Raw genomic sequence first — 23,457 nt, 5'->3', positions numbered from 1 at the left:
GGCGGCACAGCGGTTCCGTCGCGCGGCGGCACCACGCTCAGAGGTCGCTGGGGACGCCGACCGCCACGACCTCGGTGATGCTCCCCGGCCAGACGCGCAGGATGCTCACCGACGCCGGCGGGAGCCGGAGCGTGCTCCAGCGTGACGGCGGCGCGTCGAGCGCGACCCCGATGGCGGCGCGGATCTGCACGGTGTGCCCGACGAGCACGGCCGTGCGGCCGCGGTGCTCGGCCGCGAGCTCGGAGATCGCGGGCGCGACCCGCTCCCCGACGTCGGCGACGGACTCGCCGCCCGGCGCCCGGTGCGTTCCGGTCTCGTACCACTCCTCGAGGCCGCCAGGCCAGCCCTCCGCGATCTCCAGGGCCGTCAGACCCTCCCAGACACCGAAGTCGGCCTCCGTGAGCCGGTCGTCGACCGTCGGGTTCGCCCCGACGCGGCGTCCGACCGCGGCCGCCGTCTCCTGCGCGCGGGCGAGCGGCGACGACACGAGCGACTGCGCCGTCGGGAGCTCGGTCCACGCCTCGCGGCCGACGCGGCGCACGAGGTCGGCGGCGTGCGCGGCCTGGGTGCGGCCGCGGGCCGTGAGGCCGGGCCCAGGTGCGGCGGCTCCCGAGTACGCCCCAGCGACCGTCAGCTCGGTCTGGCCGTGGCGCACGAGCACGAGCGTCGCGGCGAGGCTCGGGTCGAAGCTGCGGCGCGGGCCGGAGAAGGTCCGTCGGGTCGGCGGCGTCTTGCCGTCCGCGGCGAGGGCCGCGGGCTCGGCGCCCGGCACCGCACCGACGCTCAGCGCCTCGGGCTGCGGATCGACCTCGGGGCCCGGGTCGGGCTGCGGGTCGGCGACGGAACTGTGCGCCGGGGCGTCCGGAGCCTCCGCGGGGCCGCGACCGTTCGAGCCGGTACCCTCGGCGCCGTCGGTGCTGTCGGTGCCCGTCGCGCCGTCGTGCGGTTCCGCGGCGCCCGGGGTCTGCTGCGAGTCGTGCGGCCGCACTCAGGCGTCCGTGCGGACGACGATGTGTCCGTAGTCCTCGAGCCGCACGACCTGCTCGGGGGCCGCGGCGTTGATCTCGGCGAGCTCGGCGGGCGCGAGGTTGATGTTCAGCCCGTCCGCGTAGCCACCCTTGAGGGCGACGACGCCCCGGCCACCGTTCTGCGCGCGGATCTTGTCGTAGAGCGCGAGCAGCCCGGGGTCGATGCCCTGGACGGCCTTGGCGCGCGCGACGACGACGCCCTTGCCCTCGGCGTTGATCGCGGCGACCTGCTCGTCGCGCTCGGCCTCGGCGGCCTCCTTCGCGGCCAGGAGTTCGCTGTTGGCGGCCTCGAGCTTCGCGAGCGCGTCCTGGTGCGACTCGAGCCGCTCCATGACGTCCAGCTCGACCTCTTCCAGCGCCTCCTGGCGGCGGTGCAGCGACTCGAGCTCGCTGACGAGCGCCTGCGCGTCCTTCGCGCCGACCGACCCGGAGTCCAGCCGGCCCTGGTCGCGCGTGGCCCGGCTGCGGACCTGCTCGACGTCGGCCTCGGCCTTGGCGAGCTCGCGCTTCAGGTCGCTCGCCGCGGTGCGGGACGTCACGAGGGAGGTGGACAGGTCGGCGATCTGCGACTCGAGCTCGGTGAGGCGGGCGAGCACCGGCAGCGTGGAGCGCTTGTGGCGCAGCTGCTGGATCGTCGTGTCGAGCTCCTGGATGTCGAGCAGCCTGCGCTGGTCCTCGGGAGGTGCGGTCGTCACAGGGGGTCCTTTCGTGCTGTGCTCGAGGGTCAGGCTGGGGCGACGCGGAACGTCCAGGGGTCCGTGCTGCGGGTGCTCACGCGGGCCTCCACCGTACCGCCCGCCCCCTGGTCCTCCGTCGCCCCGGCGGGCGTCGCGCCCAGTCCTCGGACGACGTCCCGCGCCGCGAGCGCGAGCCACGGCCACTCGCTCGCGAAGTGCGCGACGTCCACGAGGTACGGGGTCCCGGAGCCGCCGTCCGACGCCTCGAAGGCGGCGCGCTCCCGGAGCTCGGACGCGGGGTGGTGACGCAGGTCCGCGGTGACGTAGACGTCGGCGCGCGCGGCGCGGACGTCGTCGAACAGCGAGTCGCCCGAACCGCCGACGACGGCGACGGTGCGCACCGTCCCGTCGGGGTCGCCCGCGACCCGGACGCCCTGGGCGGTCGCCGGCAGCGCGGCGGCGACGCCCTCGGCGAAGACACGCAGCGTCACGGGCTGCTCGAGCCTCCCGACGCGGCCGATCCCGCGGACCTCCGGATCGGTCCCGGAGGGCACGAGCGGCGCCCGGTCGAGGATCCCGAGCAGGTCCGCGAGCGCGTCGGCCACCCCGTCGGGGGCGGCGTCGGCGTTGGTGTGCGCGACGTGCAGCGCGATGCCCTCGCGCACGAGGCGGTGCACCAGCGATCCCTTGAACGTGGTCGCGGCGACGGAGTGGACGGGCTTCAGGAGCAGCGGGTGGTGGGTGACGATCAGGTCGGCGCCCCACTCGACCGCCTCGTCCACCACGGTCTCGACGGGGTCGACCGCGAACAGGATCTTGTGCACCGGCGCGGCGGGGTCGCCGGCGACGAGCCCGACGGCGTCCCACCCTTCAGCAGTGTGGGGCGGGTACAGGTCCTCGATGACCCGGACCGCGTCGGCGAGGGTCGGCGCCGCGGGCGCCTCGGTCGCGTTCGGGTGGTCGCTGTCGGAGGTGGCCGTCATGGCCCCAGGATATGGCGCGGGTCCGCTGCGTCGCGGCACTACTTGGCGTCCGCGTAGCGGTCGACGGTCGCGACAGTGACGGGGAAGTCCACCGGGAAGTCCCCGAAGAGGAGCCGGCCGGCCTCGGCCGCCGCCTCCCGCAGCACGGCCTCGACGTCCGCGGCCTGCTCCGCCGGCGCGTGGACCACGACCTCGTCGTGCAGGAAGTACACGAGGTGCGGCCTGCGGGCGAACGGCTCGGGGGCGCGACCCGGCCGGGCGGCGTCGGGCATCGCGGCGAGGCGACCGCGCAGCGCGGCGAGCCAGCACAGCGCCCACTCGGCCGCTGTGCCCTGCACGACGAAGTTGCGCGTGAACCGCCCCCAGGCGCGCGTCCGGGCCCGTGCACGCGCGGCATCCTGGGGCGTGGCGCCGTCGGCGTACGCCCCGGCCTGGCTCGCCGCCCAGTCCTCGTCGGGCGGAGGCGACGTGCGCCCGAGGCGGGTGGTCACGGGCTCGCCGCGCTCCCCGCCCGCGCCGCGGCCTCGACGAGCCCGACGGCGTCGGGGAACGCCCGCTGGAGCCGCGGCGCGAGCAGCGCCGACTGCCCGGTCGTCCCCCCGTACATCGCGCCGAGGACCCCGACCTTGGCGTCGTCGCGCGTCTCGACGGCGCCGACGTCGACCATGCCCTGGTAGAGGTCGCGGCCGCGGCCGGCCTGCGCCATGCGCTCGTCGCGCGCGAGTCCCGCGAGGACCCGCGGCTCGAGCTGGGCGGCGTCGGCGACCACGAGCACCCAGCCGGGGTCCGCGACGACCGCGGCCCGCACGGCGTGCGGTAGCTGGAGCGCGCCGCCGCCGCTCGTCGCCCAGCGGCCGGACGGCGCCCCCGCCACGACGTACTCGGGTCGGAACCGGCCGTCGCGCACCCAGGCGTCGAGCCACGCCCAGCCGTTCGCGGTGAGCAGGCGGGAGAGCTTCTTGTACTCGAGCAGCGGCGCGACCACGGGGTGGTCGACCGACTCGAGGTCCCACTGCCGTGTGCTCTCGACCGGGACCCCCGCGTACCCGAGGGCCCGCAGGAGCGCGGGGGCCGAGTCCGGGTTGAGCGCCGGGGCGTCGAGGGCGGCGCGGATCCGGACCGCGAGCGCCTCCAGACGGGCCGGGCGGGCCCCGAGGGCCGGTCTCGGTCCGAGACGTTCCGTGAGGATCGCGTCGTGCGCCTCGGCGCTCCACGGCAGGCCGGCGTGGCGCATCTCGGCGGCGACGAGGGCCCCGGCGGACTCCGCGGCGAGGAGCAGGCGCAGCGCTCCCGACCGGTCGGCGCCGGCCACGGCGTCGGCCTGCGACCGGAGCTCGGCCAGCGGGTCGACGTCGGCGTCGCGGCGTCCGTCCCGCGGGCCCGGCGCCAGCTCGAACAGCGCGTCCGGCGAGGGTTCCGCGGGCGTCACCGTCAGCAGCGGCTCAAGGTCGTCCCACGCTCCGCGCGGCGACTCCTGGAGTGCCGAACCCGCGGCCCGCGCGGACGCCCGCAGGAGCCGGTGCGTCAGCCTCAGGTCCGTGCAGCGCTCGACCCGCAGACCGGCGGCCAGGACCTCCGGGTACCGGCGCGTGGTGTCGTCCCACACCCACCGGGCACCGGGAGCCTCGAGGTGTCGGACGGCGTCCGGCAGGCCCGGGTAGGTCGTCCCGCCCGGTCCCCGCACACCGGCGCCCGGTCCACTCGCGAGGGGCGCGCCGTCGTCCGACAGGAGGGTGACGGAGCACCCCGCGGACCCGGGCGTGCAGACGGCGAGCATCGCCCCAGTCTGCCGTGCGCCACCGACGCCGAAGGGCGCGGCCGGCACGGACCGGCCGGATGGTGCGTCGACGCCGTCTCACCAGCATGTTCACCGGCACTTCCACCACCCGGCGATGCATTACGGTAACGACTGTTCCCCGCTCAGCACCGGTCGCCGGACACGGCCCGACAGACCATGGAGGTCCGCCCGTGGCACGCCCCAAGGACGACGCCGCGACCGCGCAGCGCGTCGCCGACGCGGTGCAGACGCTCCTGGCCCACGGCGGACCGCAGTCCGTGACGATCAGGGCCGTGGCGCGCGAGGCAGGCTGCAGCACGGGGCTTGTCATGCACGCGTTCGCGGACCGCAGCTCGATGCTCGTCCACGCCCGTGACGTCCAGCGCCACGCCATCGACGCCCTGCTGGAGCAGGTCGACGCCGACGTCGCCGCCGGCGGCTCCCCGGCCGCGGCGCTGCGCGCCACGCTCCTGCTCGCAGCCCCCGACGCCGAGCAGGTCGTCGACGACCGCTCCCGGCTCGGGTTCGTCGCCGCGGCCCTCGACGACGCGACCCTCGCGGAGATCCAGGTCTCCACGAACCGACGTTTCGTCGAACGCGTGCGCACTCTCGTGCTCCTGTGCCGACCGGGTCTGGTGAAGCTGGACGCCGCCGCGATCACGCTGTCCCTCGTCGGGATGACCGAGGGGCTCGGCGCGCTGGGCGCGTGCGACCCCTCGCTCTACACCCGGGCCGCGCGGGAGGCTGCGGTCGACCGGGCGCTCGCGGCCTACGGCCTCAGTTAGGCGCTGGCTCTCTCACGCGGTCAGGCGCTGGGCAACCACGTGTCCGGCCCGAACACCTCGTACCGGATCTGCAGGGGCGACACCCCGAGGGCCACGAGCTGGTCGTGCACGAGACTCATGAACGGCAGCGGTCCGCACAGGTAGACGTCGGCGTCGAGCGGCACGGGGACCTTGCCCATGTCGACCCATCCTTCGTGCGTGGTGCTCGACGCCGGGACGCCGTCGAGCGACTCGTACCAGGTGTGCAGCGCGGCGCCGTCGATCTGCTCGGCCAGGCCGGGCAGCTCCTCGCGGTAGGGGTGCCGCGCGGGCGTCGCGTCGGCGTGCACGATCGTGACCGACCGGCGCCCAGGAGCCTCCCCGTACGCGAGATGGTCGAGGATGCCCATCATCGGTGTGCAGCCGATACCGGCCGAGACCAGGACGAGCGGCGCGTCGCCGTCGGCGAGCCGCAGGTCCCCGAACGGCAGGGACGTCCGCAGGTGCTGGCCCTCCTCGAGCGTGTCGACGAGCATGGACGAGACCTCGCCGGCAGGGTCGCCGCCCAGTGACGGGACCCGCCGGACCCCGATCCGCCACCGGTCTCGTCGAGGGCTCCACGACAGGCTGTACTGCCGGATCTGACGCGCGCCGTCCGCCATCGGCACCTGCACCGACACGTACTGTCCGGGCGTGAACCCCGGGAGCGGCGCACCGTCGGGATCCGCGAGGACGAACGAGGCCGCGTCGCCGCCCACCTCGTGCCGCTCGGCCACCACCAGGTCACGCCAGACGTCACCGTCACTCACACCGGCGCCGCGGTAGAGCGAACGCTCCGCGGCGATCAGGTCGCGCGCCATGTGCCAGTAGACCTCGTCCCACGCCGCCGCCACCTCGGGGGTCACGGCCTCGCCCAGGACCTCGACGATCGCGTCGAAGAGGTGCTTGTGGACGATCAGGTACTGGTCCTCGACGACGCCGAGCGACGCGTGCTTGTGGGCGATCCGTTCGAGCGTCGACGGAGCCGGCGGGCCACCCGGGGCGACGAGCATCGTCGCGTACGCCGCGATGCTGGCGGCGAGGGCCTTGGGCTGCTCGCCCTGCGCCTGGTTGCCCCGGTTGAACACGTCCCGGATCAGCTCCGGGTGCGCGTCGAACATCCGCGCGTAGAACCGTGGGGTGATGTCGTTGATCGCGCCACCGATGGCCGGAAGCGTCTCCCTGACGACGTTCGTGGACTGTTCCGAGAGCATCCTGGCTCCTCCCGGGATGCTCGTCGTCGAGCACCCTCGGTGTCGCGGGTAGGTGTTCTCGACGCTAGCAGCGGGTGAGAAGGAGCGCTCGGCAGGGGTGGGCCCGGAGGGATTCGAACCCCCGACATCCACGGTGTAAACGTGGCGCTCTAACCAGCTGAGCTACAGGCCCTGGCAGCAGGTGAGCCTACCCGGTCTCCAGGCCTCGGACGGCGGCGCGATAGTCCTCGACGTCGCGCGCCACCCCGGGCGCCGTGGACGTCGACCAGACCACGCGGCCGGCGTCGAGGAGAAACGACCCCCGCCCCGCGACACCCCGGGACTCGTCGAGCACCCCGAACGCCCGCGAGGCCTCGCCGTGCGGCCAGAAGTCGGAGGCTAGCTCGCCCGGGTAGCCCTCGGCGTCAGCCCACGCGCGCAGAGCGGGCACCGGGTCGCAGGTGATCGCGACCACCCGCACCCCGGCACGCTCGAGGTCGTCGAGCGCGGAACCGAGCGCGCCGATCTCGCCGGTGCAGACCGGGGAGAACGCGTACGGCAGGAAGACCAGCAGAGCGGGACCGTCGGCCCCGGCGAGGTCGCGGACGTGCAGCGGCGTGCCGTGCGCGTCCGTCAGCGTGACGTCCGGGACCCGCGCCCCGACCGGGAGCGGGTCAGCGACCACGCCCGCTGGCCGCGAGCTTCGTCGCGTTCCAGTCCTCCGCGATGGAAAAGGTGCTCGTGGCGTGGAGTCCGGCCGTGGTGGACGACTCCTGGATGAGGCCGTGGCCCACGTGGCCGTCGCGGCCGGGCTTGAGCGTGAAGATCCAGATCTTCCCGCCCTCCTCGACCAGCGTCTGGACGTCGACGAGCAGGTCCGTGAGATCGCCGTCGCCGTCCCGGTACCAGGCGATCACCCCGTCGGTGACGTCGCCGTAGTACTCGTCCACGAGCTCCGACCCGGTGATGTCCTCGATGTCGGCCCGCAGGTCGTCGTCGACGTCCTCACCCCAGCCGAACTCCTGGATGACCTGGTCGTGCTTGAACCCGAGCCGGCTCGCGTCGCGCGGGTCAGCATCCGCTCCCACAGTTGATCTCGTCCTCTCCTTGCGGCCCGCGCGTCACGCGGATCCTCGTACCCGCAAAGGTAGCCCACGGACCGTCGCTGCGCCGTGGTGTCGCGGACGTCACGCCCGCAGACCCTCTCCCCTGGGTGACTTATCCCCGGGTTCGGACGAGAATGACGGCAGCACCTCGACGACGCGGACCTGCTCGAGCGCCCCGGCGCACGCGCTCGGACCGATCGTCCCGGGGCCCGAGGAGAGCACCGCAGGGCACACAGGACACTGCACCGCTCAGAACGAGACAAGAGGTTACTGGTGGCTTCATACGACGAGACCGGACCGCTGATCAACGGGCTGCTCAGCCAGGTCCCGGACTTCGACCCGGCCGAGACGAGCGAGTGGGTGGAGTCCCTCGACGGGCTCATCGACGACCGTGGTGGCCCTCGCGCGCGCTACGTGCTGCTCAGCCTCCTCAAGCGGGCGCGGGAGCGCAACGTCGCTGTGCCGACCTCGATCAACACGCCGTACGTCAACACGATCGGCGTGCACGAGGAGCCGTACTTCCCCGGCGACGAGGTGCTGGAGCGCCGCTACCGCAGCTGGAACCGCTGGAACGCCGCCGTCATGGTGACGCGCGCACAGCGGCCCGAGATCGGCGTCGGCGGCCACATCTCCTCCTACGCCTCGGTCGCGACCCTCTACGAGGTCGGCCTGAACCACTTCTTCCGCGGCAAGGACCACCCGGGCGGCGGCGACCAGATCTACTTCCAGGGCCACGCCTCCCCGGCGTCTACTCCCGCGCGTTCCTCGAGGGCCGGCTCACCGCCGACCAGCTCGACGGGTTCCGCCAGGAGGTCTCGCACGAGGGTGGCGGTCTCCCGTCGTACCCGCACCCCCGTCTCATGCCGGACTTCTGGGAGTTCCCGACGGTCTCCATGGGGCTCGGGCCGTCGTCCGCCATCTACCAGGCGTGGACGAACAAGTACCTGCACAACCGCGGGATCAAGGACACCAGCCAGCAGAACGTCTGGGCGTTCCTCGGCGACGGCGAGATGGACGAGCCCGAGTCGCGCGGCATGCTCCAGCTCGCTGCGCAGCAGAACCTCGACAACCTGAACTTCGTCGTCAACTGCAACCTGCAGCGCCTCGACGGCCCGGTGCGCGGCAACGGCAAGATCATCCAGGAGCTCGAGGCGCAGTTCCGCGGCGCCGGCTGGAACGTCATCAAGGTGATCTGGGGCCGCGAGTGGGACACCCTGCTCAACGCCGACAAGGACCGCGCGCTGGTCAACCTCATGGGCACGACGCCCGACGGTGACTACCAGACGTACCGCGCCAACGACGGCGCGTTCATCCGCGAGCACTTCTTCGGGCGCGACCCGCGCACCAAGCAGCTCGTCGAGAAGATGACCGACGAGGACATCTGGAAGCTCAAGCGCGGCGGCCACGACTACCGCAAGATCTACGCGGCGTACGCGCAGGCGACGGCGCACACCGGCCAGCCGACCGTGATCCTCGCCCACACGATCAAGGGCTACCAGCTCGGGTCGACGTTCGCGGGCCGCAACTCGACGCACCAGATGAAGAAGGTCGGGCTCGAGGACCTCAAGGCGCTGCGCGACAACCTGCACATCCCGATCTCCGACGAGGAGCTCGACGCCAACCCGTACGAGCCGCCGTACTACCACCCGGGCATGGACGCACCCGAGATCAAGTACATGCTCGAGCGCCGCGAGGCGCTCGGCGGGTTCGTCCCGGAGCGCCGCACCGAGCACTCCGAGATCACGCTCCCCGAGTCGAAGACGTACGACGCGCTCAAGAAGGGCTCCGGCAAGCAGGAGATCGCCACGACGATGGCGTTCGTCAAGCTGCTCAAGGACCTGATCCGCGACAAGGAGTTCGGCAACCGGATCGTGCCGATCATCCCCGACGAGGCCCGCACCTTCGGTCTCGACGCGATCTTCCCGAGCGCGAAGATCTTCAACACCCAGGGCCAGAACTACCTGGCGGTCGACCGCGAGCTCATGCTGAGCTACAAGGAGGCCGAGTCCGGGCAGATCATGCACACCGGGATCAACGAGGCCGGCTCGGCCTCGGCGTTCCAGGCCGTCGGCACCTCGTACGCCACGCAGGGCGAGGTGCTCGTCCCGGTCTACATCTTCTACTCGATGTTCGGGTTCCAGCGCACCGGCGACCAGTTCTGGGCCGCCGGCGACCAGATGACCCGCGGGTTCATCATCGGCGCCACCGCGGGCCGCACGACGCTCACCGGTGAGGGCCTCCAGCACGCGGACGGTCACTCGCCGCTGCTCGCAGGCACCAACTCGGCGATCGTCCAGTACGACCCGGCGTACGGCTACGAGATCGCGCACATCGTGCGCGACGCCATGACCCGCATGTACGGCGACGGGTCGGACGGCCGCGACCCGGACGTCATGTACTACCTGACGGTCTACAACGAGCCGATGCACCAGCCGGTCGAGCCCGAGGACGTGGACGTCGCCGGGATCCTCGGTGGCATCCACCGCGTCTCGACGTCGGACGGCGAAGGCCACAAGGCGCAGATCCTCGCCTCGGGCGTGGGCGTGCCGTGGGCGCTCGAGGCGCAGGAGCTCCTGCGCGAGGACTGGGGCGTCCAGGCGGACGTCTGGTCCGTCACCTCGTGGAACGAGCTGCGCCGCGAGGCGCTGGCCGCCGACAAGCACTGGTACCTGCACCCCGACGAGGAGCCGCGCACGCCGTTCCTCACGCAGCAGCTCCAGGGCGCCGAGGGTCCGTTCGTCGCCACCAGCGACTACGACCACCTCGTCCCCGACCAGGTGCGCCAGTGGATCCCGGGTGACTACGCGGTGCTCGGCGCCGACGGGTTCGGGTTCTCCGACACCCGTGCCGCCGCGCGTCGCCACTTCAAGATCGACGGACCCTCGACGGCGCTGCGCGTCCTCGAGAGCCTCGTCAAGCAGGGCAAGCTGGAGCGCAGCGTGCTCTCGCAGGCGATCGAGAAGTACCAGATCCACGACGTGAACGCCGGGACCTCCGGCAACGCCGGCGGCGACAGCTGACCGTCCGGCTCTGCGTGCACCGCGCGTAGCACGAAGGCCCCGCCCCTCGGGTTCGAACCCGAGGGGCGGGGCCTTTCTGCTACCGCTGAACAGCGGGCGGTCGGGGCGCCGTCGTCACCTACTTGCGCGGTCACGCACCGGCGCGGTCACGCATCTGCGCGGTCCAGTAGCCGCACGGTCACGTACCAGCGAGGTCACGTACCGGCGTGGTGCTGCTCCGACAGCGCGACGGCCTTCTCGAGCTCCGGTCGCACCTTGGCGAGGGCGGCCTTGTCGGGCGCGGCCTCCATGAAGTCGAGGTACTGGCGGGCCTCAGCCGTGCGGTCGGCGGCGAGCGCGGCGAGCACCAGCTGGCGCCCCGCGTCCACCACGTGCTCCCGGGCGCGCCAGTGCCCGACGCCGAGGCCGAGGGCCTCGACCTGGAGCCCGGCCTCGCTCAGCACGGCCACCGACTCGGCCAGGGCGCGCCCTGACGGGTCACGCTCGGCTGCGGTCGCGAAACGACGCAGCGCGCCGTCGGTGTCGTCGTCGAGAGAGAGGCGGCCCAGCTCGACCAGCGGGTACCAGCCGCGCGGGTTGCCCGCGAGCTCCTCCGCGAGCGCCCACACCGCCAGCTCCTCGGCCCGTTCCCGCTCCTCGGGGTCGACGGGCGCCGCGAGCGGGTCGTCCATCACGGTCGACTCGGCGGCGTGGCGCCGCACGATCTCGGCGAGCGCCTGGAACGCCGCGGCGTTGTTGGGGTCGTCGGTCAGCTGGGCGCGCAGGGCGTCCTCGTGGATGTTGTCGCCCCGACGGTCGGACGACGAGGGGCGGCGTGATCCCACCGTCGACGCGTTCGTGGGTCGTCGGAGCAGTCTGCGGAGTCGAGGCATCAGGGCCATGCGGCCACCCTAGCCGTTTCACCCTTGCTCGCTCGCGGCTCGCCCGGTGCCCGGACATCTCGCGGCGGCCGAGCGGCCGCTCGGCCCGGGGTCGTGCCGATCGTCGGCGGAGCGTGGACGTGTTGTCGATTCCCCACAACCGCGCTTGTATGCTCGCCTCGTGACGACGACGGGGCCCTCGGACAGCCTGCAGCGCCTGCGCGACGGCAACGGCATCCTCACCGCAGCGGCGCTGCGGCGGCTCGACGAGGACCTGGCCTGGTACCGCGCGCTGCCCGCGGAGGACAGGTCGTGGGTGGGACTCGTCGCGCAGTCCGGCATCGCAGCGTTCACGTCCTGGTTCGCCGACCCGTCACGGCCGCCGCACGGCGTGAACGAGATCTTCTCCGCCGCGCCGCCGGAGCTGACGCGGTCCATCTCCCTGCAGCACACGCTCCAGCTCGTCCGGATCGTCGTCGAGGTCGTCGAGGAGCACAGCGACAGCCTCGCGGTGCCCGGCATGGAGCGGGACCTGCGCGAGGCGGTGCTGCGCTACTCCCGCGAGGTCGCGTTCTCGGCCGCCGAGGTCTACGCGCGCGCCGCGGAGGTCCGCGGCGCCTGGGACGCCCGGCTCGAGGCGCTCGTCGTCGACGCGCTGATCCGGGGCGACGGCGACCACTCCCTGCGCTCGCGCGTGTCCGCCCTCGGGTGGGGCGGCAAGGGCGAGGTGCTGGTCATGGTGGGGACGACGGAGACCGCGCTGGACGAGGTCCGGACCGCCGACCTGCGCCGGGCCACCCGGCGCGCCACCGCCGACGCGCTCGTCGGCATCCACGGCGACCGGGTCGTCCTCGTCCTCGGCGGGTCCGGTGACCTGCAGGCCGCGGCCGCGACCCTCCTGCCCCGGTTCGGCCCGGGTCCCGTGATCATCGGCCCGACCGTCTCGAGCCTCGAGGACGCCGCACGCTCGGCCCGGGCGGCTCTCGCGGGTCTCGCCGCGGCACCGGCCTGGCCGCAGGCGCCGCGGCCCGTCCTCGCCGACGACCTGCTCCCCGAACGGGTCCTCACCGGGGACACGACCGCGCGCCGCACTCTCGTGGCCCAGGCGTACCGCCCGCTGGAGGAGTCCGCCGGCTCGGTGCTGGAGACCCTGTCCGCGTACCTCGGCACGGGCCGCTCCCTCGAGGCCGCGGCACGACACCTGTACGTCCACCCCAACACGGTCCGGTACCGGCTCCGGAAGGTCTCGGACCTCACCGGGTGGGACCCGCTCGACGCCCGTGAGTCGTTCGTGCTGCAGATCGCCCTCGCGCTGGGACAGCTCTCGACGGCTCAGCAGACGACGCAGTACTGAGGGCCGCGTGACGAGTCCCGGGCGCTTGTAGGTTCCGGACAAACGGTTCACACAACCTTCGTGCGCGCCGCGACGCCACTTCCGGGCCCGGCCACGGCACAGTTGAGGCGTGCTAGCACTCGTCTGCCCTGGACAGGGCGCCCAGACCCCGGAATGTTCGCCCCGTGGCTCGAGCTGCCCGGGACGTCCGAGCTCCTCTCCCGCCTGTCGGACGCCGCGGGGACGGACCTCGCCACCCACGGGACGACGTCCGACGCCGAGACCATCAAGGACACCGCGGTCGCCCAGCCGCTGCTCGTCGCCGCGTCGCTCGTCTCGTTCCGCGCGCTGCTGGCACGCCGCGGGAGCGGCGACGCCACGGCCGACCCGGCCACGGGTTCCGCCCCGCTCGGTGACGTGACCGCAGGGCACTCGGTCGGGGAGCTGGCCGCCGCCGCGGTGGCGGGCGTCCTCGACGACGAGGGTGCCGTCGGGCTCGTCGCACACCGGGCGCGCCACATGGCCACCGCTGCTGCCGCTGCGCCGTCCGGCATGGCCGCCGTGCTCGGCGGCGACCCGGACGAGGTCCTCGCCGCCATCGAGGCCGCAGGCCTGTCCCCCGCCAACGTCAACGGCGGCGGGCAGGTCGTCGCCGCCGGCTCCCCCGAGGGGATCAGCGCGCTCACGGAGAACCCGCCGACCCGTGCCCGCGTGATCCCGCTGCAGGTCGCCGGCGCGTTCCACACCGACTACATGGCGTCCGCCCGCGAGGCCTTCACGCCGGTCGCCACCGCCTGGCCCGCGCAGGACCCGACGATGACGCTCCTGTCGAACGCCGACGGCGCGGCGTACGCGACGATCGGTGCCGCGACCGCACCCCACGGCGCGGCCGCCGACGTGCTCGCCCGCCTCGCCGCCCAGGTCGTCGCCCCGGTGCGCTGGGACCTGTGCCAGGCGACGATGCTCGAGCTCGGCGTGACCGGGATGATCGAGCTCGCGCCCGGCGGGGTCCTGACGGGTCTCGCCCGCCGCGCGATGAAGGGCGTCGAGACCGTCGCCGTCAAGACGCCCGACGACCTCGACAAGGCGCTCGACCTCGCGTCGCGGCACGCGGGCGTCCCCGCCGGGCCGACCGCGTGACGCCGCCCCGCGCCGCGCTCCGTCTCGCCGAGACGAGCGCCGGCTCGCGGATCCTCGGGATCGGCGGGGTCCGCGGCGACATCGTGGTCACGAACGACGACGTCGCCGGCCCCATCGACTCCTCCGACGAGTGGATCGTCCAGCGCACCGGGATCCGCACCCGGCGCTACGCGGCCCCCGGCGTCGGGGTCGTGGAGCTCGCCGAGGGCGCCGCCCGCGCGGCGCTCGACCACGCGGGGCTCGAGGGCAGCGACCTCGACGCCGTGATCGTGGCGACGACGACGCACTGGGAGCAGACGCCGTCCGCCGCCGCGCTCCTGGCGCACCGCATCGGCGCGACGCCCGCCTCCGCCTTCGACGTCTCCGCCGCGTGCGCCGGCTACACCTACGCGGTCGCCCAGGCCGACGCGCTCGTGCGGGCCGGCGTGGCCCGGCACGTGCTCGTCGTCGGCTCCGAGAAGATGAGCGAGTTCGTCGACCCCACGGACCGCAGCATCTCGTTCCTCCTCGGGGACGGCGCCGGGGCCGTGGTCGTCGGCCCGGCGCCCGACGCGGGCATCGGTCCGGTGGTCTGGGGGTCGGACGGCGGCAAGGCGCCCGCGATCACGCAGACGCACCCCTGGAACGCGCTCCGCGACGACCCCTCGGCCGGCTGGCCGACCCTGCGCCAGGACGGCCAGACCGTCTTCAAATGGGCCGCGTTCCAGATGGCTCCCGTCGCCGAGAAGGCGCTCGCCGCCGCCGGCGTGGGTGCCCACGACATCCAGGCGTTCGTGCCCCACCAGGCCAACATGCGGATCATCGACCAGATGATCAAGCAGCTCGGGCTGCCGCCGGAGGTCGCGATCGGCCGAGACATCGCCGAGACCGGCAACACCTCCAGCGCCTCGATCCCGCTGGCGACCGAGCGGCTGCTCCGCGAGGGAGCCGTGACCTCGGGAGACCTCGCGCTCCAGATCGGTTTCGGAGCCGGTCTGGTGTACGCCGCGCAGGTCGTCGTCCTGCCCTGACGACGGCCGTAGCCTGTAACGTCCGATCCAGCACGACCGCAAGACCGACCGCCAGACCTGCGCCCGGACACACCGGGCGCACGACCAAGGAGAAACACCATGGCTGCCACCGAGCAGGAAGTCCTCGCAGGCCTCGCCGAGATCGTCTCCGAGGAGACCGGCCTCCCCACGGACGCCGTGCTGCCCGAGAAGTCGTTCACGGACGACCTCGACATCGACTCCCTGTCGATGATGACGATCGTCACGCACGCCGAGGACAAGTTCGACGTCCGCATCCCGGACGACGACGTCAAGAACCTCACCACCGTCGGCGACGCCGTCAGCTACATCACCAAGGCGCAGGGCTGACCCCACGCCTCCCCGCGCACGCGCGGGGACCCGGTCGCGGCCCGGACCCGGCACCTCGCCGGTCCGGGCCCGCCCAAGGGCCGTCGCACAGGCCGTCACACAGGCCGTCGGACGAACGGTCACACACGCCGTCGCACGGACTGTCACACCTGTCCAGCGTCCCGCAGCACACCAGAACCAACTTCTGACTGGAGCCGTCATGAGCACCGCCCCCGACGTCGTCGTCACCGGACTCGGCGCCACCACCCCGCTCGGCGGGGACGTGGACACGACCTGGGCCGCCGCGCTCGCCGGCGAGTCCGGCGCCAAGACCTTCGAGAACGACTGGGTGGAGAAGTACGGGATCCCCGTCCACTTCGCCGCGCAGATCAAGGTCCAGCCCGCCGACGTCCTGACGCGCCCTGAGACGAAGCGCATGGACCCGTCCGCGCAGTACGCGATCATCGCGACGCGCGAGGCGTGGGCCGACGCCGGCAGCCCCCAGGTCGACCCCGAGCGCCTCGGCGCCGTGGTCTCGTCCGGGATCGGGGGCATCTGGACGACCCTCGACGCCTGGGACACGCTGCAGGAGCGCGGCGCGCGGCGCGTGCTGCCGATGACGGTCCCGATGCTCATGCCCAACTCGCCCGTGGCCTACGTCGAGCTGGAGATCGGCGCTCGCGCCGGCGCCCACGCCCTCGTCTCCGCCTGCGCGTCGGGCGCCGAGGCGATCGGCTACGGCATCGAGATGATCCGCTCGGGCCGCGCCGACGTCGTCGTCGCCGGAGGCACCGAGGCCGCGATGCACCCGATGCCGGTGGCTGCCTTCGCGGCCTCCCGGACCCTCTCCCTGAACAACGACGACCCCGCCGGCGCGTCGCGCCCCTACGACGTGAAGCGTGACGGGTTCGTCCTCGGTGAGGGCGCCGGGATCGTCGTCCTCGAGAGCGCCGAGCACGCCGCCGCCCGCGGTGCGACGGTCTACGCCCGGCTCGCCGGGGTGGGGCTGAGCTCCGACGCCTACCACCTCACGTCCCCGGACCCCGAGGGCACCGGCCAGGTCGCCGCGATGCGCCGCGCCGTCGAGGACGCGGGGGTCTCCGCGCGCGACGTCGTCCACCTCAACGCCCACGCGACGTCCACGAAGGTCGGCGACCTCACCGAGGCCGCGTCCGTGCGCACGCTGTTCGGCGGGGAGGCCGACCACGTCACGCTCTCGGCGACCAAGTCCATGACCGGTCACCTCCTGGGCGGCGCCGGTGCGCTGGAGACCATCTTCACCATCAAGGCGCTCGCCGACCGCAAGGCCCCGCCGACCATCAACGTCACGGAGCCCGACCCGGCACTGGACCTGGACCTCGTGCGGGACACCCCGCGCGACCTGCCCGGCGGCGACATCGCCGCGCTGAACAACTCGTTCGGGTTCGGCGGCCACAACGTGGCGCTGCTCGCGACCACCGTCTGAGCATCTCGTCGACCTCCTGCCCAGGAGGTCGTCGAACAGCACGACAGCGGGGCCCGTCACCGATCGGTGACGGGCCCCGCTGTCGTACGTCGTGCTCAGCCGACGCGGTGCAGCCACCGCACCGGTGCGCCGGCGCCGGCGTACCGGAAGGGCTCGAGCTCGTCGTCCCACGCCTTGCCCAGCGCGACGTGGAGCATCGACTCCATGACGCCCGGCTCGGCGGCATGGTCGAGCGCGTCGCGGACGCGGTCCTCGGGCACCACGACGTTGCCGTGCACGTCGGTCGCGGCGTGGAAGATCCCGAGGTCGGGCGTGTGCGACCAGCGAGATCCGTCGGAGCCGTGGCTGGCTTCCTCGGTCACCTCGAAGCGCAGGTGCGTCCAGCCGCGCAGGGCGGACGCCAGACGCGCTCCGGTCCCCTGGGCGCCCTGCCAGGAGTACTCGGCGCGGTAGAGGTCGCGCGCAGCCGGCTGGGGGGTCCAGTCGAGCGTCACGCGACTGCCCAGCACGTTGCCTGCCGCCCACTCCATGTGGGGGCACAACGCACGGGGCGCTGAGTGCACGAAAAGCACACCGCGGGTGATGGCACCCATGTCGTCCTCCCTGGGTCGAGGTTCGTCTTCCCCAACGTCCTCATCCCACGGGTGTCGCCATAGTGCTGACGCGCGGCGTCCTGCGAGCAATTCTCACACACGGTGCCGCGTGCTCGCAGGTCGGGCGCGCGCAGCCGCTCAGAGCTGCGCGCGGAGCTCCTTCATCGCCTTCTTGCGGACGGACCGGTCCAACCGGTCGAGATAGAGCATCCCGTCCAGGTGGTCGCACTCGTGCTGCAGGCAGCGCGCCATGAGCTCCGTGCCCTCGACCTCGACGGTGCCGCCGTCCAGGTCCGTGCCGACGACCTTCGCGTACCAGGCCCGCGTCGTGGGGTACCAGAGGTTCGGAACGGACAGGCAGCCCTCGTCGCCGTCCTGGTACTCGTCCTCCGAGAGCTCGACGATGCGCGGGTTGAGCACGTACCCGATCTCATCGTCGATGTTCCACGAGAAGGCCCGCAGGCTCACGCCGATCTGGTTGGCTGCGAGCCCCGCGCGGCCTTCGTGGTCGACGGTCTCGACGAGGTCGGCCACGAGGGACCGGACGCGGTCGTCCACCTTCGTGATCTCGTCGCACGGGGTACGCAGCACGGGGTCGGGGATCGTCCGGATCTCTCGCATCGCCATGCCCGCCATTGTTCCATGCAGGACGGCGCGGCCCCGGCCGTGCGGCCGGGTGCCGGGTCAGCCAGGTCGGTCCGGTCGGTTCCCGCGGGGGCGGGACGGGCAGGGCAGGTCAGAGCTTGGCGTACCGCGCCCGGGCGAACGAGTAGACGCCGTAGGCCGCGAACCCGATCCCCGTGGCGATCAGCAGCACGGGCCCGAACGGCTGGTCGCGGATCGCCTTCAGCGCGTCGTCGAGACCGCCTGCCTTGTCGGGGTCGGCCGTCGCGGCAGCCGCGACGAAGAGCACGCCGAGCACGCCGAGGGCGAAGCCCTTCGCGATGTAGCCCACGCGGCCGAGGACGACCACGGCCTTGCCCACGTTCCCGCCGGCGTTGCCCTGCAGGTCCTCGAGGAACTTCTTGCGCCATCCCTTGACGACGTGGAAGACCGCCGCAGCCACGATCCCGACGCCGATCGCGCCGATGAGGATGCGCCCCGCCGGGTTGCCCATCACCTGGGCCGTCAGCGACTCCTGCGTGCCTCCCCCACCGCCGCTGCCGCCGCCGGAGGCGAAGGTGAAGGCGACGTACGCGAGCACCAGGTAGAGCACCGCCTTGCCCGCGGACTTGAGACGGTGGGCCTGCCGCTCCTTCTCGTCACCCGGACCGGGGGCGACCGCCTCGGTGATCTGCCAGATCGCCAGCGCGGCGAAGGCGACCACCGCGAACCACAGGACCACGGCGCCACCCGGCGTCTTCGCGATCTCCTGGAAGGCGCCCGAGCTGTCGGCGTTCTCACCCGACCCGGTCGCGACCCGCACCGCCAGGTAGCCGATGATGATGTGCAGCAGGCCGCTGACGGCGTACCCGCCGCGGGCGAGCATCTGCAGCCCCTTGTTGTCACCGGCGGAGTCGGCGGCACTCTTGGTCGAGCTGCCCGGATCGTGCGACACGTGTATCACTCCCTCGTGGCCCGCGACGGTCGCAGCCAGCGAGGATCATGACAGGACCTGAGGTTCCCCGCACACGAGACACACGCATATGACGACCTGCGCCGGCGAGCGCGAGCCGTCCGAGTGCGCTCAGGCCGGGCGGGCGAGCGGTGCTGCCGGACCCCGGCGCGCATCGTCGACATCACCGCGTTCTCAACGAGCACGGGGACGAAGTCACGCACGTGCGCGTCGGAGTGTCGGGCCGCCTCGGCCTCGACCTGCTCGCGGATGTCGGCCTCAGGGACGTCCGGGAACCGCACCGCGACCCGGGTGACCACGTCGTCGATCTCTGCCGCTTCGTGTCGCTTGTCCATGGCCCGATGCTCCGCCCGGGTGGCGCAGGTCACAACAAACTCGGGGTGAACGACAGATGTACGGGAGAAGTCGAGCACACGAGTAGGCCAGGTGGGGCTTGAACCCACGACCGACGGATTATGAGTCCGCTGCTCTGACCGGCTGAGCTACTGGCCCTTGGCTGGACAGGTTACCGGGAGTACGCGAGCCGATCCGCCATGCGGCGCTCGCGCTCCGCGATCCGCGCTCGGAGCCCGTCGAGGTCGGCGAGGAACCGGCCGGCGTGCTCGACGAGCACCGCGAGCCTCGCTTCGTCGCGACCGATCCAGGCGGTCTCGCGTTCGAGGGTGTACCGGTTCTCGACGACGAACAGGCAGCGCTCCGCACCCGTGACGTGCATCTGCCACTGCACCTGGTCCGCGTACCGGCTGCGCGCCTGGCGCAGCGCGAGCACGGAGGTCTTGATCTCGGCGACCACCCCGGACCCGATGCCGTCGGGCGTCGCCAGGTGCCGGGGGTCCTCCCCCGCGCAGAGCCGGTCGTTGTGCTCGATGCCGAACTCGTCGCGCACCCAGGCGGCGATGATCGGCTCCCGCTCGCGACCGTGTGCGTAGCCCCAGAACTCGGGGTCGGCCGTCCCGAACGCCTTCTTCTCGAGCAGTCCCTGCCGCTGCAGGCTCGGCACCCCGTTGCGTCGCACGATCTTGCTGCAGTCGGTGGCAGTGACCCCCGACCGTCGCGCGGCGAGCCACGAGTCCCGGTCCTCCGACCCGACGGGCCGGCCGTCGGCGGCTGTCCAGTAGCGCACCGCATCCGGCGCGGGAACCGAGACCGAGAGCGTCACCTCGGACGGCGTCGCGTCGGTCAGCAGGGGCACGCCCAGGAGCGTACCGGTGACGTCGGACGGCGCGGCCGTGACCCGCCGCGTCCACCCGACGTCGGCCCGGCGTCCGCCCGGCGTCCGCCCGGCGTCCGGCCGTTGTCCGGCCCGCGGCGACCCGGCCACGCCCGGTTCTCGCCCACCCCACGGCCGGGGCCGTTAGCGTTGGACCCATGGCCCTGTTCCGTCGCTCCACGCCCGTGCCCGACGCCGTCCGACGCACGCTCGACCTCGCCCCCGGCGACAAGGTGCTCGCCGGCGGCGAGCTGACGCATGGCGGGTGGGCGGTCGCCTCCCGGAACGCGCTCCACGTCACCGGGGAGACGCCCCGCTCCCGCCCGTGGACCGACGTCGACCGTGCAGGGTTCGACCCGTTCACCTCGACGGTGACGGTCGAGTGGATCGACGACGAGCCCGACCTCGCCCTCACGCTCGCCGACGCCGACCGGACGTCGTTCCCCCAGATGCTGCGGGAGCGCATCCAGTCCTCGGTCGTGATCGCGGAGACGCTCGCGTTCCCCGGCGACCGCACGGCGACGGTCGCGGTGCGCCGCAGCGCGGACGGCGACCTGTTCTCGCAGGTGTCCGTCGACGGCGGCGTGGACCTGGGCGATCCGAAGGTCGCGGCGCGCATCGACGAGGCCGAGGCGAGGGTCCGTTCGGCGTCCGGACTACCCCTGTGAGCCTGGTAGAGTTTCCTCTCGGTTCGACCCGTGCTGGACAGGCGGGGAGAAGCCACATTCCCGCGTAGCTCAGTTGGCAGAGCATCCGACTGTTAATCGGACGGTCGTTGGTTCGAGTCCAACCGCGGGAGCCGACAAGGCCCGGAATCCTGAGGATTCCGGGCCTTCGTGCGTCTGGCTCGCGGCTGTCTCAGCGCGCGAAGAACCGTGCGGCCTCGCGGTTGCGGACCAGGTACAGGACGAAGCCGGACCCGACGACGACGAGGACGCTCTCCGTCACCTGGTCGGCCCCGATCACCAGGATCGCCCACAGGGCCGCGATGATGCGGATCGTCATGACCAGGGTCAGGAGACCGCGCGCGAACCGCGACCCGCGGCCCAGGGACATCGCGAGGATCGCGACCAGGGCGCCGGTACCGAGCAGCACGTACCCCGTGAAGGTCAGCGAGACCGAGGTCTCGGCGACGACCTTGACGAGCTCGGAGCTGCGGTCGGAGAAGATCAGCACCAGACCGGAGACGATGTCGGCGAGCGCGACGAACCAGGTCAGGACGACAGCGATCGTCACGGAAGTCGGACGACGGCGCGGGGCCATGCGGGAGTAGGTCACGTCGGCATTCTCGCACCGGGCGCGCGCGCTCGGCGCGATCTCTCGTCACGTGTCGCCGCGTCGCCACGCCCGGCGCGGCGGGATCGCGTCCCGTCGTCGTGCGTCTGACGCCTCAGGCGCTCTCGCGCAGCTCCCGGCGTTCCTTCTCGATGGCGAGCAGCTCCGCGAAGGCGGCCCCGTACGCGTCGGCGTCGGCTGCGGGGTCCGTCCGCTGGAGCCGGCTGCGGGCGTCGGCGACCCGGCGGGTGAGGCCGAGGTCGACGAGCTTGCGGATCACGTCACGCACGTACCCTTCGACAGCTCCGGGCCGGTCCTCGGGCATCGGCGCGACCGAGAGCTCGTTGACGACGGGCAGGACGGCCTCGCTCGCCGCCTCGCAGACCGCCTCGACCCATCGGCCGGGCTGCATGCCCTGCGACTCGCGGATCCCGCCGGCAGCACGGACGGCGTCGTGGACCGCGCGCCACGCGGGCACCACGAACGCGTCGTCCTCGAGCGCGTCGAACGTCGCGGAGTCGACGACGTCCGGGTGCTGCAGGACGGCGACGAGCGCCTGCCGCTCGAGCCTCGCCACGGGGTCCCTCGGGTCGGGCGCGGGCAGCGCGACCACCTGGGGTGCTCCGCCCTCGTGGGCGTCCCCGCCGGTCACCCTGTCGCCACCGTCCCGGCCCCGCCTGGCCCCGGGCCGTCGTCCGACCCTCGGGTCGTGCGCTCGGGCGCGGACTCGCGCGGGGCGGACTCTCGGGGCGCGGTGCGCACCGCCTGCCGCACGGCGGCCTCGTCCATGCCGATCCAGCCCGCGAGCATCCGCGAGTACTCGGGCTGCAGGGCCCGGTCGCGGATCCCGGCGACGACGGGTGCGGCGGAGCGCAGCGCGGCGACCCGCCCCTCGGCGGTGTCGAGATCGAACTGGTCGAGCCTCGTGCGGATGACGAACTCGAAGAGCGGCTGCCGACCGTCCACGAGGGCGCGCACGCCCTCGGGTCCGCGCGCCATGCGCAGCTCACAGGGGTCCATGCCGCTCGGCTCGACCGCGACGAAGGTCTGCGCGTAGAACCGCTGGTCCTCGCCGAACGCCCGGACCGCGGCCTTCTGCCCGGCGGCGTCGCCGTCGAACGTGAACACGACCTCGCCGCCCAGCGACTGCCCGGAGGCGAGCTGCAGCCCTCCCCGGCGCTCGTGTCGCCGATCAGCCGCCGCACGATCTTCGCGTGGTCCGCACCGAAGGCGGTGCCGCACGTCGCGATGGCCGTCGGGACGCCGGACAGGTGCGCGGCCATGACGTCGGTGTACCCCTCGACGACGACGACGCGGCGCTGCTTGGCGATCTCCCGCTTGGCGAGATCGATCCCGTACAGGACGTGCGACTTCTTGTAGAGCGACGTCTCGGGGGTGTTGAGGTACTTGGGACCCTGGTCCTCGTCGTAGAGCTTGCGGGCCCCGAAGCCGATGACCGCGCCCGTCACGTCACGGATCGGCCAGACCAGCCGACCACGGAACCGGTCGTAGGTGCCACGCTGGCCCTCGCTCATCAGGCCCGACGCGACGAGCTCGGCGCCGGTGAAGCCCCGGCCCTGGAGGTGCCGCTGGAGGTTGTCCCAGCCGGTCGGTGCGTAGCCGATCCCGAAGGTCTCGGCGTCGGCGCGGCCGAAGCTGCGCTCGGCGAGGAACTTGCGGGCCGCCCCCGCCCCGGCGGACACGAGCTGCTCGGCGAAGTACTCCTGGGCGACGCGGTGCGCCTCCAGGAGGCGCTGCCGGCGCCCGGGCTCCTCGCTGCGGCGCGGGCCGCCCCCGCCCGGCCCGGAGTCCTCGTAGCGGAGCTGGATCCCGACCGTGCCGGCGAGGTACTCGACGGCCTCCGTGAACCCCAACCCGTCGATCTGCTGGACGAACGAGATGACGTCGCCGCCCTCGCCGCAGCCGAAGCAGTGCCAGCGCCCCACCTGGGGCCGCACGTGGAACGACGGCGAGCGCTCGTCGTGGAAGGGGCACAGGCCCTTGAGCGACCCCACCCCCGCGGGCTTGAGCGTGACGTGCGCCGAGACGATCTCCTCGATGCGAGCGCGCTCACGCACCGC

Annotated in this window: 22 protein-coding genes, 3 tRNA genes and 3 pseudogenes; 9 read left to right on the top strand and 19 right to left on the bottom strand. The window is 73.0% G+C overall.

Annotation, left to right across the window (positions count from 1 at the left end; translation table 11 throughout):
- Positions 1-37 precede the first annotated feature (37 nt).
- The 4 genes and pseudogenes from QUE47_RS12475 to QUE47_RS12460 form a co-directional block, all read right to left on the bottom strand.
- A complete protein-coding gene (locus QUE47_RS12475) occupies positions 38-988 on the bottom strand; it encodes a histidine phosphatase family protein (RefSeq protein ID WP_286217554.1) in 951 nt (316 codons plus the stop codon).
- Positions 989-1,723: a zinc ribbon domain-containing protein gene (locus QUE47_RS12470; RefSeq protein ID WP_286217553.1), complete on the bottom strand. Its 735-nt coding sequence runs from the start codon at positions 1,721-1,723 to the stop codon at positions 989-991.
- Positions 1,724-1,752: 29 nt separating this feature from the next.
- A complete protein-coding gene (locus tag QUE47_RS12465) occupies positions 1,753-2,688 on the bottom strand; it encodes a Nif3-like dinuclear metal center hexameric protein (RefSeq protein ID WP_286217552.1) in 936 nt (311 codons plus the stop codon).
- 38 nt (positions 2,689-2,726) lie between these two features.
- Positions 2,727-4,465, bottom strand: a pseudogene (locus QUE47_RS12460) (bifunctional 3'-5' exonuclease/DNA polymerase).
- Between the two features lie 191 nt (positions 4,466-4,656).
- Here QUE47_RS12460 and QUE47_RS12455 point away from each other — a divergent pair.
- Positions 4,657-5,250 carry a TetR family transcriptional regulator C-terminal domain-containing protein gene (locus tag QUE47_RS12455; protein ID WP_286217551.1) on the top strand — a complete coding sequence of 198 codons (594 nt, stop codon included), beginning with the start codon at positions 4,657-4,659 and terminating at the stop codon, positions 5,248-5,250.
- A 20-nt stretch (positions 5,251-5,270) separates the two neighbouring features.
- On the opposite strand, the gene QUE47_RS12450 is transcribed toward QUE47_RS12455, so the two are convergent.
- The 4 genes from QUE47_RS12450 to QUE47_RS12435 form a co-directional block, all read right to left on the bottom strand.
- A complete protein-coding gene (locus tag QUE47_RS12450; RefSeq protein ID WP_286217550.1) occupies positions 5,271-6,482 on the bottom strand; it encodes a globin domain-containing protein in 1,212 nt (403 codons plus the stop codon).
- 98 nt (positions 6,483-6,580) lie between these two features.
- Positions 6,581-6,654 (bottom strand) — tRNA-Val (locus tag QUE47_RS12445).
- Between the two features lie 15 nt (positions 6,655-6,669).
- Entirely contained in the window at positions 6,670-7,146 is a 477-nt protein-coding gene (locus QUE47_RS12440) for a redoxin domain-containing protein (protein ID WP_286217549.1), read from the bottom strand.
- Complete coding sequence (locus QUE47_RS12435; protein ID WP_286217548.1) at positions 7,136-7,549, bottom strand: DUF3052 domain-containing protein; 414 nt, start codon at positions 7,547-7,549, stop codon at positions 7,136-7,138. Before QUE47_RS12435 ends, QUE47_RS12440 begins: the two co-directional genes overlap by 11 nt.
- A 291-nt stretch (positions 7,550-7,840) precedes the next feature.
- Between QUE47_RS12435 and aceE the strand changes: the two are divergent.
- Positions 7,841-10,587, top strand: a pseudogene (gene aceE, locus QUE47_RS12430) (pyruvate dehydrogenase (acetyl-transferring), homodimeric type).
- A 194-nt stretch (positions 10,588-10,781) separates the two neighbouring features.
- Here the strand turns inward: aceE and QUE47_RS12425 are convergent.
- Entirely contained in the window at positions 10,782-11,468 is a 687-nt protein-coding gene (locus QUE47_RS12425; RefSeq protein WP_286217547.1) for a hypothetical protein, read from the bottom strand.
- 160 nt (positions 11,469-11,628) lie between these two features.
- On the opposite strand from QUE47_RS12425, the gene QUE47_RS12420 reads away from it, so the two are divergent.
- From QUE47_RS12420 to QUE47_RS12400, 5 genes are all read left to right on the top strand, one after another.
- On the top strand, positions 11,629-12,801 hold the full coding sequence (locus tag QUE47_RS12420) for a PucR family transcriptional regulator (protein ID WP_286217546.1): 1,173 nt from the start codon (positions 11,629-11,631) through the stop codon (positions 12,799-12,801).
- A gap of 153 nt (positions 12,802-12,954) precedes the next feature.
- Entirely contained in the window at positions 12,955-13,920 is a 966-nt protein-coding gene (locus tag QUE47_RS12415) for an ACP S-malonyltransferase (RefSeq protein ID WP_350227557.1), read from the top strand.
- Positions 13,917-14,930, top strand: coding sequence for a beta-ketoacyl-ACP synthase III (locus QUE47_RS12410; RefSeq protein ID WP_286217545.1), 1,014 nt, complete (start codon positions 13,917-13,919; stop codon positions 14,928-14,930). Before QUE47_RS12415 ends, QUE47_RS12410 begins: the two co-directional genes overlap by 4 nt.
- Positions 14,931-15,029: 99 nt before the next feature.
- Positions 15,030-15,278, top strand: coding sequence for an acyl carrier protein (locus QUE47_RS12405; RefSeq protein WP_286217544.1), 249 nt, complete (start codon positions 15,030-15,032; stop codon positions 15,276-15,278).
- 199 nt (positions 15,279-15,477) lie between these two features.
- On the top strand, positions 15,478-16,722 hold the full coding sequence (locus QUE47_RS12400) for a beta-ketoacyl-[acyl-carrier-protein] synthase family protein (protein WP_286217543.1): 1,245 nt from the start codon (positions 15,478-15,480) through the stop codon (positions 16,720-16,722).
- Between the two features lie 95 nt (positions 16,723-16,817).
- Here the strand turns inward: QUE47_RS12400 and QUE47_RS12395 are convergent, their stop codons facing one another.
- The 6 genes from QUE47_RS12395 to QUE47_RS12375 all read right to left on the bottom strand — a co-directional run bounded on the left by QUE47_RS12395 (position 16,818) and on the right by QUE47_RS12375 (position 20,083).
- Positions 16,818-17,315 carry a DUF3145 domain-containing protein gene (locus tag QUE47_RS12395; protein WP_286217542.1) on the bottom strand — a complete coding sequence of 166 codons (498 nt, stop codon included), beginning with the start codon at positions 17,313-17,315 and terminating at the stop codon, positions 16,818-16,820.
- A 138-nt stretch (positions 17,316-17,453) separates the two neighbouring features.
- Complete coding sequence (gene def / locus QUE47_RS12390; protein ID WP_286217541.1) at positions 17,454-17,942, bottom strand: peptide deformylase; 489 nt, start codon at positions 17,940-17,942, stop codon at positions 17,454-17,456.
- A 109-nt stretch (positions 17,943-18,051) separates the two neighbouring features.
- Positions 18,052-18,873 carry a DUF1206 domain-containing protein gene (locus QUE47_RS12385; protein WP_286217540.1) on the bottom strand — a complete coding sequence of 274 codons (822 nt, stop codon included), beginning with the start codon at positions 18,871-18,873 and terminating at the stop codon, positions 18,052-18,054.
- Between the two features lie 5 nt (positions 18,874-18,878).
- Positions 18,879-19,226: a three-helix bundle dimerization domain-containing protein gene (locus QUE47_RS17275; protein WP_434019683.1), complete on the bottom strand. Its 348-nt coding sequence runs from the start codon at positions 19,224-19,226 to the stop codon at positions 18,879-18,881.
- 83 nt (positions 19,227-19,309) lie between these two features.
- Positions 19,310-19,383 (bottom strand) — tRNA-Ile (locus QUE47_RS12380).
- 13 nt (positions 19,384-19,396) lie between these two features.
- Entirely contained in the window at positions 19,397-20,083 is a 687-nt protein-coding gene (locus QUE47_RS12375) for a YqaJ viral recombinase family protein (RefSeq protein ID WP_286217539.1), read from the bottom strand.
- A gap of 176 nt (positions 20,084-20,259) precedes the next feature.
- On the opposite strand from QUE47_RS12375, the gene QUE47_RS12370 reads away from it, so the two are divergent.
- Positions 20,260-20,769, top strand: a complete 510-nt coding sequence (locus QUE47_RS12370; protein ID WP_286217538.1) for a hypothetical protein — start codon at positions 20,260-20,262, stop codon at positions 20,767-20,769.
- Between the two features lie 58 nt (positions 20,770-20,827).
- Positions 20,828-20,900 (top strand) — tRNA-Asn (locus tag QUE47_RS12365).
- 59 nt (positions 20,901-20,959) lie between these two features.
- On the opposite strand, the gene QUE47_RS12360 is transcribed toward QUE47_RS12365, so the two are convergent.
- The 4 genes and pseudogenes from QUE47_RS12360 to QUE47_RS12345 form a co-directional block, all read right to left on the bottom strand.
- Entirely contained in the window at positions 20,960-21,379 is a 420-nt protein-coding gene (locus QUE47_RS12360; RefSeq protein ID WP_286217537.1) for a hypothetical protein, read from the bottom strand.
- Positions 21,380-21,491: 112 nt separating this feature from the next.
- On the bottom strand, positions 21,492-22,028 hold the full coding sequence (locus tag QUE47_RS12355) for a hypothetical protein (protein WP_286217536.1): 537 nt from the start codon (positions 22,026-22,028) through the stop codon (positions 21,492-21,494).
- Positions 22,025-22,504, bottom strand: a complete 480-nt coding sequence (locus QUE47_RS12350) for a hypothetical protein (RefSeq protein WP_286217535.1) — start codon at positions 22,502-22,504, stop codon at positions 22,025-22,027. Before QUE47_RS12350 ends, QUE47_RS12355 begins: the two co-directional genes overlap by 4 nt.
- Before the next feature lie 125 nt (positions 22,505-22,629).
- Positions 22,630-23,454: pseudogene (locus tag QUE47_RS12345) on the bottom strand (DNA primase); the annotation flags it as partial.
- Positions 23,455-23,457 lie beyond the last annotated feature (3 nt).

It is taken from the genome of Paraoerskovia sediminicola (genome assembly GCF_030296575.1).
In the GTDB taxonomy this organism is placed as follows: domain Bacteria; phylum Actinomycetota; class Actinomycetes; order Actinomycetales; family Cellulomonadaceae; genus Paraoerskovia; species Paraoerskovia sediminicola.
Note: the sequence above shows the minus strand (reverse complement) of the source record. Positions and strands in the feature narration are given on the sequence as shown.

Excerpts from the sequence above, each read along its gene's own strand:
- QUE47_RS12465 (WP_286217552.1), bottom strand. The coding sequence starts at position 2,688 with ATGACGGCCACCTCCGACAGCGACCACCCGAACGCGACCGAGGCGCCC.
- QUE47_RS12450 (WP_286217550.1), bottom strand. The coding sequence starts at position 6,482 with ATGCTCTCGGAACAGTCCACGAACGTCGTCAGGGAGACGCTTCCGGCC.
- QUE47_RS12425 (WP_286217547.1), bottom strand. The coding sequence starts at position 11,468 with ATGGCCCTGATGCCTCGACTCCGCAGACTGCTCCGACGACCCACGAAC.
- QUE47_RS12415 (WP_350227557.1), top strand. The coding sequence starts at position 12,955 with ATGTTCGCCCCGTGGCTCGAGCTGCCCGGGACGTCCGAGCTCCTCTCC.
- QUE47_RS12405 (WP_286217544.1), top strand. The coding sequence starts at position 15,030 with ATGGCTGCCACCGAGCAGGAAGTCCTCGCAGGCCTCGCCGAGATCGTC.
- QUE47_RS12400 (WP_286217543.1), top strand. The coding sequence starts at position 15,478 with ATGAGCACCGCCCCCGACGTCGTCGTCACCGGACTCGGCGCCACCACC.
- QUE47_RS12395 (WP_286217542.1), bottom strand. The coding sequence starts at position 17,315 with ATGGGTGCCATCACCCGCGGTGTGCTTTTCGTGCACTCAGCGCCCCGT.
- def (WP_286217541.1), bottom strand. The coding sequence starts at position 17,942 with ATGGCGATGCGAGAGATCCGGACGATCCCCGACCCCGTGCTGCGTACC.
- QUE47_RS17275 (WP_434019683.1), bottom strand. The coding sequence starts at position 19,226 with ATGGACAAGCGACACGAAGCGGCAGAGATCGACGACGTGGTCACCCGG.
- QUE47_RS12370 (WP_286217538.1), top strand. The coding sequence starts at position 20,260 with ATGGCCCTGTTCCGTCGCTCCACGCCCGTGCCCGACGCCGTCCGACGC.